Origin of the sequence: Aquabacter sp., assembly GCF_965279295.1 — a bacterium.
GTDB lineage: Bacteria > Pseudomonadota > Alphaproteobacteria > Rhizobiales > Xanthobacteraceae > Aquabacter.
Genome location: NZ_CBDIHQ010000011.1, coordinates 48,919 through 60,934, shown reverse-complemented (window position 1 = coordinate 60,934; position 12,016 = coordinate 48,919). Strand labels below are relative to the sequence as shown.

Genomic DNA, 12,016 nt, shown 5'->3' with positions numbered 1-12,016 from the left:
TGCGTAGCTGAATTGCCGCTTTGCGGGAAGAGGCTTGGATTGTGAGAGAAAAACCAAACAGGCGCCCGAGGGCGCCTGTCGCTGGTTGACCGTTTCGGTGAAATCAGCGGCGGAAACCGCCACCGCCGTGGAAGCCACCGCCGCCACCGCCGCCGCCGTGGAAGCCGCCGAAGTCGCGGTTGCCACCACCACCGCTCCACCGCTGGGCGGACGAATCGCGAGCCTGCCGCTCATTGTCCAACGCCTGGGTGTTGTAGGAGCGATCCACCTGCTGCCAGCCGGAAGAGGTGTTGCGGTTCCAGCCATCGCTGTCGTGCTTGTAAACGTTTCCGTCGTGATCAGCGTAGACGTTGCCGTTGTTCCAGGCGACCGAATTGCCGGTGCGCTGGTTGGTGGCGACGCCCTTGCTGTCCACATTCACCTGCCCATCGGTGCGGGTCACAGAGGTGGAGGAGGCGTGCGCGGTGCCGGCGGTGGGATTGACGCCCGCCGACGTGCGGTTGGCGTCAAAGTTGCCGGTGCGCGCATTGCCCGAAATCGACGCGCTTGAGGCGCCGCGGGCGCCGGTATAGGGATTGTAGCGGCTGGTGTCGCGGGCGCCGGCATAATTGCCGGTGTAGGGATTGAACGCCCCCGCCGAGCGACCGGCGACTTCAGTGCCACGGCCGGTGACACCGTAGCCGGAGCGTGCGCTCCAGTTGGTGCCGTTCCAGGTGGTGCCCCAGGCGTGGGTCACGGTGGCGGCACCGCCCCAGCGACCGTAGACGTTGGCGGTGTTGACGTTGGCGTAGCCCCAGCGGCCCCAGCCGCCGTTGTTGCCCCAGTAGGGACCCCAATAGGGGCCCACCGCCGCGCCCCAGGCCCAGCCGGCGGCGAAGCCGAAGCCGAAGCCCACGGCCGCGCCGAGCGAGAATCCGGCGCCGTAGCCGTAGGTGGTGGGGCAGGGATACCAATAGGCCGCCCCGATATAGCCGTAGCAATTATAGCCGGTGCCGTAGACCACCGTGCCGCCGGGCGCGACGATGACGCCCATATAGCCGGGGGTATATCCCACCACGACGGTTTCGGGTGTCGCATTATAGACCCGCACATAGGTCACGTAATGCAGCGGCGAGGCGACCGGAATGCTGTAGATCGCGGGGGGAACCTCCGCCGCCACCACCCAGGGGCCGGCGGGCGAGCGGGCGACGAACCACACGCCGTTGGACACCGCATAATAGCTCGACGGCGTCACCTGGATGACCGGCGTCGACGTATTGGCGGCGTACTTCAGGGATGTGCCCGAGATCTCGGCGAATTCGGGATTGCCGGCATAGCTGACGGTGGTGGTCGCGGTGCGCTTCACGGTGGAGGTCTGCGGGATGGTCGCGGCGATCGCCGCTTCCTTCGCCTGCGGGGTGCCGGCGACCGAGACCAGAACGTTCGCCTTCGGATCCGTCGGGGGGATCTTGGCGAAATCAGCCGGCAGCGCGTCCGAGGGAACGAAAGCCCACGGGCCGTCCATGCCCGCCGAGCGGAACCAGCGGCCCGAGGTCAGCACGTAGAAATTGTTGTTGTTCGGATCCATGAACACGGCGTGGTCCGCATTGCTCATGGTGAGGAGCTGGGTGCCCGCCACGGGAAGCATCTGCGGCTGGCCGTTGGTCTGCACCAGTTCGGTCGGCTCGGTGGACACCAGGATGGCCGGCGGCGGCGTGATCGGCTTGCCGTCCTTGTTCAGCAACGGGTCCGGCGATCCGACCTTCGCGGCGGCAGCCCCTGCCGCGACCAGATCGGCGGCCGGCTTCGGTGTGACCAGCCAGGTGCCGGTGAGCGAATTGCTCTCATACCAGGTGCCCGCCGCCTGAAGGTGGAAGATGCCCTTGGAGTCATGCAGGATCAGGGGGCGAGTGTTGATGACCCGCTGATAGGTCGGTGCGCCGTCCACGGGACGCATGGCGGGCGGGCCGGAGATCGGCACCAGGATGGTCAGGGTGTCGGTGAAGACGATCTTCGGCGGCGTGTTGTCCACCGGCTGGGACTTCATCTCGGCGATCTTCTGGTTCACCGCGTAGCTCGCCTGGAGCTGGTCGAGGCGCACCGTCAGTCCATCCTTCGGCAGGCGCTGGTCGATGGTGGTCTTGACCGAAGCGGCTTGGTCCGGCGCGGTGGCCACTTCCACCTTGTCGACCGTGATGCGGTCCAGGTGGACCAGTCCGGCGGACTTGTCGATGGTGGCGTCAGCCATGAAATGCGCGAAGCCGTAGGTCGGCGTTCCGTCGGTGGGGCCGATGGCCAGCGCGGAGCGGCCGGTGATCTTGGTGCCGTCCCAGGTCTCGATCTGCGGCTGGTAGATTTCAAGGCGGTTTTTACCCACATCGAAATCGCGGGGCCATGCAAGGCCCGCCGCGCCGATGGGCGCGTTCTGGTTCGCTTGGCCGCCCTGCTGTGCATAGGCGTAGGGCGGAACCAGAAGGCTTGCGATCGAGAGGGCCGCCACGGCGCTCCTGCCTGCGAACCGGCTTCGATCCAACACTCGTGCGATGCTCATCCGTGCGCTCCCTTGGCCGTCTAGGCCGCCGCGAGCACTAGCACCTTCAGATTCGGGCGTCAGTGCGACGCGAGCCGACATGACGAAATGTTTAGGAAAAACTTTGACCCAACCCGCGCGAGAAATCGCGGCCTCCGCCGTGGCGCGGATCGCAATTTTAGCTAGCATCGGGACGCGGGTTCGCCCTCGACGGCGGATCGCCTGGGTGGGAGGAAACAATGCAAAAATATATCGCAGAATTTATGGGGACCGCTGTTCTCGTCCTCTTCGGATGCGGCTCGGCGGTGCTTACCAGTTACGGCACCGCGCCGATCGGCATGCTGGCGATCGCGTTCGCCTTCGGTCTGTCGGTGACGGCCATGGCCTACGGCATCGGCCACGTCTCCGGCTGCCATATCAATCCGGCCGTGACGGTCGGGGTCTGGGCGGCGGGACGCCTGCCCACCCGCGAGGTCCCCTTCTATTTTATCGCGCAAATCCTGGGGGGCATCGCGGGTGCGGGCATTCTCTATTTCATCGCCTCGGGCAAGATCGGCGGGTTCGACATCGCCAAGTCGGGCCTTGGCCAGAACGGGTGGGGCGAGGGATATATCGGCGGCTACGGTCTGAGCGCCGCGATCGTCGCGGAGCTGGTTGGAACCTTCATCTTCCTGATTGTGATCCTCGGCTCCACCTCGAAGGCCGGCATCACCCAAGCCGCCGGTCTCGCCATCGGCCTGTCGCTGGTGATGATCCACATCGTCTTCATCCCGGTCACGGGCGTTTCGGTTAACCCGGCGCGCAGCATCGGGCCGGCGGTGTTCGTCGGCGGCAAGGCTCTGGCGCAGCTCTGGCTGTTCATCGTGGTGCCGTGCGTCGGCGCCTATCTCGCGGGTCTGCTCTACAAGCATCGCTTTCCGGAGTGAGGCAGGACGGGCGCGGATCATCACGCGCCCGTCGCTTTCTCCATTTTCAACTTCGCACGCGCGCGGGATTGCCCATCGCCGTCGCGACGGCTGGCACCGGGCGGGTAACGATGCTGCCCGCGCCGATTACGGCATCATCGCCGATCGTGACCCCCGGCAGGATGATGGCGCCGCCGCCGATCCAGACATTGCGCCCGATGGTGATCGGCCGGCCGAACTCCAGCCCCGAGGCGCGCTCGCCCGCATCGCGGGGATGGTCGGCGGTGAGGATCTGCACGCCCGGCCCGATCTGGGTCTTGGCGCCGATGGTGACGGCCACCACGTCCAGAATAACGCAATTGAAATTCAGGAACACGCCGTCGCCGAGCGCGATGTTGAAGCCGTAATCGCAGTGGAAGGGTGGGCGAACATCGACGTTCGAGCCCACCGCTGCCAGGCGCTCCGCGAGCAGCGCGCGCCGCGCGCCGACCGGCCACGCCAGCGCGCCATTGTAACGGGCAAGCCAAGCCTGGGTGGCGTGGAGATCGCCCTGAAGCTCGGCATCGCTTGCGTCATAAAGGGCGCCGGCGAGCATTTTCTCTTTCTCGGATCTAAGCATGCATCCTCACCCTTCCATGATGGGCGCACGGTTTGGATTGCCCACGATCCCAGGAATGGACCATTGTTGGCGCGCTTATGGGGCAGGAGACGATAAATCATGGACACGTTGCTGCCACTGGCGGGCGTGCTGGGGGAGAAACTCAAGGCGCGCGGCGAGAGCATCGCGGTCGCGGAATCCTCCGCCGGCGGCCTGATCGCCGCCGCTCTGCTGGCCCAGCCGGGCGCATCGGCCTATTTCCGGGGTGGGGCGGTGGTCTACACGGCCTTTGCCAGGGAAGGGCTGCTCGCCATCACCCCCGCCGACATGGAGGGGCAGCGCGGTGCCACCGAGACCTATGCGCTTCTGCTCGCCCGCCGCCTGTGCGAGCGGCTTGGCGCGACCTGGGGCCTGGCCGAAACCGGAGCGTCCGGCCCGTCGGGCAATCGCTATGGCGATGCCGCCGGCCACTCTTGCTTTGCAATATCGGGGCCGATGGAACTGACCATGACCCTGGAGACGGGTTCCGAGGACCGGATTGCCAACATGCGGGCCTTTGCCGCCGCCGGGCTGGTTTTTCTCTCCGAAAACCTGTGAACACGGCGGTCAGCGGCCTTAAAGCTGCCGGCCGCCTTGCCACCCGTGCGGTTCGCGGCTAAGCCGCCCTCGAATACGGAAGGGCACCATGGCGCAGGACGGGCTCAATTATCGCGATGCAGGCGTCGATATCGATGCCGGCAATCGGCTGGTCGATCTCATCAAGCCGCTGGTGAAAGCCACGGCACGCCCCGGTGCGGATGCCGACATCGGCGGATTCGGCGGACTGTTCGATCTGAAGCGCGCCGGCTTTTCCGATCCGCTGCTGGTGGCCGCGACGGATGGCGTGGGCACTAAGCTCAGGATCGCCATCGAGACCGGCAAGCATGACACCATCGGCATCGATCTCGTCGCCATGTGCGTGAACGATCTGGTGGTGCAGGGCGCCGAGCCGCTGTTCTTCCTGGATTATTTCGCCACCGGCCGGCTTTCTCCCGAGGTGGGCGCGCAGATCGTGCGTGGCATCGCGCTGGCCTGCAAGGAGTCCGGCTGCGCTTTGGTGGGCGGCGAGACCGCCGAGATGCCGGGCATGTATTCAGATGGCGACTATGATCTCGCCGGCTTCTCCGTGGGTGCCGTGGAGCGCGCCGGCCTGCTGCCGCGTTCGGATGTCGGCCCTGATGACGTGATCCTCGGCCTTGCCTCGTCGGGCGTGCATTCCAACGGTTATTCCCTGGTGCGCCGGGTGGTGGAGCGCGCCGGCCTCTCCTGGCAGGATCCCGCGCCGTTCGCCGGGGGCCAGAGCGTCGGCGAGGCGCTGCTGACGCCGACCCGGCTCTATGTGAAAAGCGTGCTCTCCGTGATCCGCCAGACCGGAGCTGTGAAGGCATTGGCCCATATCACCGGCGGCGGCATCACCGAGAATCTGCCCCGCGTGCTGCCCAAGGGCACCATCGCGCGCATCGACCTCTCCAACCTCATCGTGCCGCCGGTGTTCCGCTGGCTGGCGCAGGCGGGAGGCGTGGCGCCGGAGGAAATGCTGCGCGCGTTCAATTGCGGGATCGGCATGGCTGTGGTCGTGCCGGCGGAGCAGGCCGAGGCCGTCGCCGATGCGTTCGCGGATGCTGGCGAAACCGTGGTTCACCTGGGCAGCATCGAGCCGGGCGAAGGGGCGGCCCGCGTGGTCTATGAGGGCGATCTGGGGATCTGATCGCTGGACCCGCGCCGTTCCGTTCGCACGGCGTTGCGCTGTCCACCTGATTTCGTGTTCAACTCTTTGTGCGTAGACGCTTTTTGGCTTAGATGACGTTGGGCGATTTCCAATTTGAGCGGGCCGGGCTGTACATAGAATGCAGAAGAAGCGCACAGCCATCCTCATTTCGGGGCGTGGCTCCAACATGTCGGCACTGATTAAGGCTGCTCAGGCCGCTGATTTTCCGGCTGAAATTTCGCTTGTCGTTTCCAATCGCCCGGACGCTGCGGGGCTCGCGGTCGCCAAGGCCGCGGGGATTCGCACCCTGGTGCTCAACCATCGCGAATTTGCCGACCGGATCGCCTTCGACGCCTCACTGGACGCGCATCTGCGCATCGAGAGCATCGACATCATCTGCCTTGCCGGTTTCATGCGCCTTTTGACCCCCTGGCTGGTGGGGCGCTGGCGCGACCGCATGATCAACGTGCATCCCTCGCTGCTGCCGAGCTTCACCGGGCTCGACACCCACGCCCGTGCGCTTGCGACTGGCGTGCGCTTCCATGGCTGCACGGTTCATTTCGTGCGGGCCGAGGTCGATAGCGGGCCGATCATCATGCAGTCCGTGGTGCCGGTGCTGCTCGAGGACACGGCTGATATCCTGGCCGCCCGCGTGTTGCGGCAGGAACACCTACTTTACCCCACCGCTCTGGGTCTCATTGCCGGCGGCCGTCTGCGGGTTGAAGACGAGCGTGTCATCATCGAGGGCGCCCGCATGCCCTCCGAGGTGCTGGTCGCGCCTCGGGTCTAAATGGCGCGGTCCGGTTGGTCGGCCGCTTTGCGCACCTGCACCCGGTTGTCATGAAACGCCGCGCCGCCGATCGGCGCGACCGGGTCGGCTCCGGTCAGGGCGTTGATGCCCCGCCCGTTCTCGTGGGCATGGTTGGGCTTGATCTGCTCCGACACCACCACCCCGCGCCGCAACCCCTCGAACAGGCGGGCCACCAGCACCACCGAGCCGCGCGGGTTGGACACCTCCAGCCGGTCCCCCTCTGAGACACCCAATGCCGCCGCGTCCTCGGGATGGATCAGAAGCGAGGGCGCGCCTTCGCGCTTGGCGGAGGTCGGGGTCTCGGTGAAGGTGGAATTGAGGAAGTTGCGGGCCGGTGCCGTCACCAGCCGGAAGGGATGCGCATCGGTGGCGTCCTCGATCACCCGCCAATGGTCGGGCAATTCCGGCATGTCGTGGATCGGGCCGAATGTGTTGCCCCCGCCATAAGACGGCTTCTGCCAATCCGGCTTCAGGCGGAAGCGCCCGTCGCGGTGGCCGAACCCCTTGAGGTAGTGCGCGGTCTCGAAGTCCGGTTGGACATCGATAAAGCGCGCCGCCTCCAGCGCCTCGAACGAGCCGCGCCCGGAGGCCGCCAGCGTGTGATCGACCAGTTCGCGCGCACTCATGGCGAAGCCCGGGTGCTCGGCGCCCAGGCGGCCGGCGAGGCCGCAGAGGACATCGTGATTGGACCGGCACTCACCCGGCGGTTCCACCAACTTCGGGCCGAGCAGGATGTGTTGGTGGCCGCCGGCGGTGTAGACATCGTCATGCTCGGTGAACATGGTGGCCGGCAGAACGATGTCCGCCTGTCGCGCGGTATCGGTGAGGAAATGCTCGTGCACCGCCACGAACAGATCCTCGCGCGCGAAACCGCGTTTCACCGCCTCCTGGTCGGGGGCGATGTTCATGGGGTTGGTGTTCTGGATGAACAGTGCCGTCACCGGCGGCCCGCCTTTCAGGGCTTCGCTATCGCCGGTGAGAATGGCGCCGATGCGCGACTGGTCGAGTTCGCGGGTCGCGGGATCGCGAACATCCAGACCCTCGATCAGGGTCTTGCGCAGGTTGTAGATGCCGGAATTGGAATGGAACGCCCCGCCGCCCTCGTGCTGCCAGGCGCCTGAGACCACCGGAATGCAGGAGACGGCGTGCATGTTCACCGCGCCGTTGCGGCTGCGGGAGAGGCCGTAGCCGATGCGGAAATAGGCGCGGGGCGTCTCTCCCACCAGCGCCGCGAAGGCTTCGATCTCCGCCACCGGAATGCCGGTGATGGCGGAAGCCCAGGCCGGGTCGCGGGTGCGCAGGTGCGTCTCCAGCGCCTCGGCATCATTGGCATAGCGGGCCAGATAGGCCCGATCCGCCCGCCCGTCGCGGAACAGCACATGCATCACCGCGCAGGCCAGCGCCCCGTCGGTGCCAGGCCGCAGCAGGAGGGGAATGTCGGCCTGCTCCATGGTCGGGGTGCGGTAGACATCGACCACCGCGATCTTCGCGCCGCGTTCCTTGCGCGCCTTGATGGCGTGGGTCATGACGTTGACCTGGGTCGCCACCGCATTGGTGCCCCAGATCACCACCAGATCGGAGCGGCCGATCTCGCGCGGGTCGGCCCCTGCCAGCCGGCCGGTGCCGGCCATATAACCGCTCCACGCCGGATTGACGCAGATGCTCGCGAAGAAGCGGGAATATCGCTTGGCATGGGTCAGCCGGTTGATGCCGTCGCGCATGACATGGCCCATGGTGCCGGCATAATAATAGGGCCACACGGTTTCCGCACCCAGCGCGCGCTCGGCCGCAAGCAGCCGCTCCGCGATGCGGTCCAGTGCCTCGTCCCAGGAGATCGGCGCGAACTGGCCGGAGCCCTTGGGCCCGGTGCGCAGCAGCGGGACGGTCAGGCGGTCGGGATGGTGCGCCCGCTCGGCATAGCGTGCCACCTTCGCGCAAATCACCCCGGCGGTGTAGCTGTGGTCCGCCGCACCGCGCACCCGGCCGATCCGGCCATCCCCACGCACTTCCACTTCCAGCGCGCAGGTGGAGGGGCAGTCATGGGGACAGGTAGAGGCGCGGATCGCCGCGTGCTTGGTCATCGTGGGCTCCTTCGCCCGCGATCATAGCGTGCCGGCGGGGGCTTTATCGAGACCCGCGCGCCTTTCTCTTGCGGTGCGCCATGCGCTTGGCGTCAGCGCCCGCCCCTCCTAATTACCGGAGGAGCGGGGGATGGGGAACTCACGCCGCCTGGGGGCGCTGACGGCTGCGCAGCAGCCAGCCCAGCGCCACCACGAACACCGCACCCACGGCGCTCGCGACATAGTGGGGGAGATTGGCGGGCTTCATGCCGATGGGCGAGTCTTCGTCGGGCTTGACCAGGTGCGGGTCGAAACTCTGCATGTATTGCAGCGACATCACATCGCTCACCAGCATCTCGCCGGCGATCCAGCCGAGCAGGGCCGCTCCGGCCCAGACCAGAGCGGGCAGGCGGGCGAGCAGCGCCATCACCAATTGCGAGCCCGCAACGATCAGCGGAATCGTGAGCAGAAGGCCGAAGATGAACAGTTCGGGATGGCCGCGGGAGGCGGCGGCGATGGCCACCACATTGTCCAGGCTCATCACGGCATCGGCGATGGCGATGGTCCGAACAGCCTTCCACAGGCTGGTTGCCGCCTGCACCTCATGGCCGCCGCCCTCGCTATCGGTCACGAGCTTCACCGCGATCCACAGAAGAAGCAGGCCGCCGACCACCTTCAGCAGCGGCACGCCGAGGAGGTAGGACACCGCGAGCGCGAAAATGATGCGCAGGCCGACCGCCGCGCCCGCACCGAGCAGGATGCCCCACTTGCGCTGCCTGTCGGGCAGGGAGCGGCAGGCCATGGCGATCACCACGGCGTTGTCACCCGATAGCAGCAGATCGATCCAGATGATCTGGAGCAGCGATAGCCAGAAGGTGGGTGCGGCAAAATCCATATCGGTTCTCGTCGATGTGCGGCGGGATGGGTTGAACGCTTATTATTTACGTTACGTCATGTGAGAAGCGAAGAAAAAGGGGACGCGGACGTCCCCTTTTATCGCCGCGTGAGGCGGCGTTTCCTTGAGCTAGTGGGCCGCTTTCGCCTTGCGCATCCGCCCCACCGTGTAGGCAATGCCCACCACGAGAACGGCGCATACCGCTGCCGCCGGATATTCCCAGCGATGCGCCACTTCGGGACCGATTCGGTCGATGACGGCGACGTCCGAGACCAGCATCTCTCCGGCCACCCAGCCCAGCAGCGCCGCGCCGGCCCAGATCAGCAGAGGGAAGCGATCCAGCAGCGACATCACCAAGGAGGAGCCGGCGACGATCAGCGGAATGGAGATGGCGAGGCCGACAATCAGAAGGAACCAGCTTCCGTTGGCGACCGCCGCGACCGCCACGACATTATCGAGGCTCATGACGATGTCGGCGATGGCAACCGTGCCGATGGCCTTCCAGAGGCTGTCGCTGGCTTCGACCGTGTCTTCGCTCTCCTCATTGGGAAGCGCGAGATCGACGGCGATGTACATGAGCGCCAGCGAGCCGACCAGCTTCAGCCAGGGAAGGGCGAGCAGGGTGGCGACGATGCCGGTGAACAGGATTCGCAGGCCGACCGCGACGCCCGCGCCGGTGATGATCCCCCACTTGCGGGTCTTTTCCGGCAGCGAACGGCATGCCATGGCGATCACCACGGCATTGTCACCCGAGAGCAGAATGTTGATCCAAATAATCTGAAGCAGCGCCAGCCAAAGCGCCGGATTGTCGAGCGACAGCGACATCGTTCCCCATCCTCACAAACGTTTCCAACTGGAATGCCGGAGTCTGGTGCGCCGTATTATGCATTCCTGAGCGGAAGCTAGTCGACAGGCCGCTGTGCGACAACCAAAACCGGACACGGCAGGCGGTAAAAGCATATTGCAGTGCAGCCGGAGCTGTTAAGCCCCGGCTGCGGATGTCGTCAGCCGACGATTTCGTTTCCGGCGAAGAACTGGGCGATTTCGATGCCCGCGTTCTCCACGCTGTCCGAACCGTGGGCCGTGTTGGCTTCGATGGATTCCGCGAACAGCTTGCGGATCGTGCCTTCGGCTGCGTTTGCCGGGTTGGTCGCGCCCATCACTTCGCGATACTTCGCCACCGCGTCTTCGGCTTCCAACACCTGGACCACGACGGGGCCGGAGGTCATGAAGGCGACGAGGTCGCCGAAGAAGGGCCGCTCGCGATGCACGCCGTAGAAGGTCTCGGCCTGGGCGCGGGTCAGTTCAATGCGCTTCTGAGCAACGATGCGAAGGCCGGCCTTCTCAATGACGGCGTTGACCGCGCCAGTGAGATTACGGCGCGTCGCGTCGGGCTTGATGATCGAGAAGGTGCGCTCGATCGCCATGTTCACCGTCCTGTTTTTTCTGAAATCGGAATTCCACGCTCAAGGCGTGGACGCGGGCTCTTAGCAGCGATGCCAGCCTGCGGCAAGGGAAGGCGGCTGGCGCGCGCGCTGCCGGCGCCCCTCAGCCGCCTTTGCTTTCCTCGAACACCAGGGCAAGCCGGGTCATGAAGGGCTCGTCGGTCTGGTCTACCCGCAGCGGGGTGACGGAGATAAAGCCCTGGTCCAACGCGCGCAGATCCGTGCCGGGAATTGTGGCGGAGATCCGGCGCTCGAAGGCGATCCAGAAATACGGGTTGTTACGCCCGTCGTGCCGCGCCTCGATGCGCATCAGGTTCTGGTCGCGCTTGCCCTGGGCCGTCACCGCGATGCCGCCGACGGCGTCCGGCTTGCGGTCCGGGAAGTTCACATTGATGACGACGCCCGGCGGCACCCCTTCCTTCAGCAGGGTGCGAATCACCCCGGGGCCGTGGGTCTCGGCCGTGTCGTAGCTGGGATTATCGCGCGTGGTGGGGCCGAATGCCTGGGACAATGCAATCGAGGGAATGCCGAGGATGGTGCCCTCGATGGCGCCGGCCACGGTGCCGGAATAGCTCACGTCTTCGGCGATGTTTTGCCCGCGGTTGACGCCGGACAGCACCAGGTCGGGACGCGCGTCGAGGATGTGGCGCACGGCCATGATCACGCAATCCGTGGGTGTGCCCTTCACCGCGAACCGGCGCGGAGCCACTTCGCGCAGCCGCAGCGGATCGGACAGGGAGAGCGAATGGGCAACGCCGGACTGGTCGGTTTCCGGCGCAACCACCCACACGTCATCGGACAGGGCTTGAGCGATGCGCACGCAGGCGTCGAGGCCGGGGGCGTGGATGCCGTCGTCGTTCGTCACCAGGATGCGCATGTGTGTCTCTTTTCCTGTTTTCGGGCGGCTCCCTCTCCCGCTTGCGGGGGAGGGCTGGGGAGGGGGCCGGAGCCTCACAAAAAGCGCTGCACCCGCTGTTTCGTCGCCATTCCCCCTCCCTACCCCTCCCCCGCAAGCGGGAGAGGGAATGCGGTGTGCGAGGGGGGAG

The 12,016-nt window shown here is 66.1% G+C and carries 11 protein-coding genes; 4 read left to right on the top strand and 7 right to left on the bottom strand.

What is annotated here, in order from left to right; translation table 11 throughout:
- Positions 1–103 precede the first annotated feature (103 nt).
- Entirely contained in the window at positions 104–2,530 is a 2,427-nt protein-coding gene (locus tag ADADO0_RS04715; RefSeq protein WP_511303945.1) for a carbohydrate-binding family V/XII, read from the bottom strand.
- 218 nt (positions 2,531–2,748) lie between these two features.
- Here ADADO0_RS04715 and aqpZ point away from each other — a divergent pair, with 218 nt between their 5' ends.
- On the top strand, positions 2,749–3,435 hold the full coding sequence (gene aqpZ, locus ADADO0_RS04710; protein ID WP_511303944.1) for an aquaporin Z: 687 nt from the start codon (positions 2,749–2,751) through the stop codon (positions 3,433–3,435).
- A gap of 46 nt (positions 3,436–3,481) precedes the next feature.
- Here aqpZ and ADADO0_RS04705 read toward each other — a convergent pair whose 3' ends face one another.
- Complete coding sequence (locus tag ADADO0_RS04705; RefSeq protein WP_511303943.1) at positions 3,482–4,033, bottom strand: sugar O-acetyltransferase; 552 nt, start codon at positions 4,031–4,033, stop codon at positions 3,482–3,484.
- A 99-nt stretch (positions 4,034–4,132) separates the two neighbouring features.
- On the opposite strand from ADADO0_RS04705, the gene ADADO0_RS04700 reads away from it, so the two are divergent.
- The 3 genes from ADADO0_RS04700 (at position 4,133) to purN (ending at position 6,549) form a co-directional block, all read left to right on the top strand.
- Positions 4,133–4,609, top strand: coding sequence for a CinA family protein (locus ADADO0_RS04700; protein WP_511303942.1), 477 nt, complete (start codon positions 4,133–4,135; stop codon positions 4,607–4,609).
- Between the two features lie 88 nt (positions 4,610–4,697).
- On the top strand, positions 4,698–5,759 hold the full coding sequence (purM, locus tag ADADO0_RS04695) for a phosphoribosylformylglycinamidine cyclo-ligase (RefSeq protein ID WP_511303941.1): 1,062 nt from the start codon (positions 4,698–4,700) through the stop codon (positions 5,757–5,759).
- Between the two features lie 139 nt (positions 5,760–5,898).
- Complete coding sequence (purN, locus tag ADADO0_RS04690) at positions 5,899–6,549, top strand: phosphoribosylglycinamide formyltransferase (protein ID WP_511303940.1); 651 nt, start codon at positions 5,899–5,901, stop codon at positions 6,547–6,549.
- Here the strand turns inward: purN and ADADO0_RS04685 are convergent.
- The 5 genes from ADADO0_RS04685 to surE form a co-directional block, all read right to left on the bottom strand.
- Positions 6,546–8,651, bottom strand: a complete 2,106-nt coding sequence (locus ADADO0_RS04685) for a molybdopterin-containing oxidoreductase family protein (RefSeq protein WP_511303939.1) — start codon at positions 8,649–8,651, stop codon at positions 6,546–6,548. The two genes, purN and ADADO0_RS04685, sit on opposite strands and share 4 nt — an antisense overlap.
- A 139-nt stretch (positions 8,652–8,790) precedes the next feature.
- Positions 8,791–9,525: a TerC family protein gene (locus ADADO0_RS04680; RefSeq protein ID WP_511303938.1), complete on the bottom strand. Its 735-nt coding sequence runs from the start codon at positions 9,523–9,525 to the stop codon at positions 8,791–8,793.
- Positions 9,526–9,654: 129 nt separating this feature from the next.
- Positions 9,655–10,350 carry a TerC family protein gene (locus tag ADADO0_RS04675; RefSeq protein WP_511303937.1) on the bottom strand — a complete coding sequence of 232 codons (696 nt, stop codon included), beginning with the start codon at positions 10,348–10,350 and terminating at the stop codon, positions 9,655–9,657.
- Positions 10,351–10,529: 179 nt separating this feature from the next.
- Positions 10,530–10,952: a nucleoside-diphosphate kinase gene (ndk, locus tag ADADO0_RS04670; RefSeq protein WP_511303936.1), complete on the bottom strand. Its 423-nt coding sequence runs from the start codon at positions 10,950–10,952 to the stop codon at positions 10,530–10,532.
- A 121-nt stretch (positions 10,953–11,073) separates the two neighbouring features.
- Positions 11,074–11,847: a 5'/3'-nucleotidase SurE gene (surE, locus tag ADADO0_RS04665; RefSeq protein WP_511303935.1), complete on the bottom strand. Its 774-nt coding sequence runs from the start codon at positions 11,845–11,847 to the stop codon at positions 11,074–11,076.
- Positions 11,848–12,016: the final 169 nt, after the last annotated feature.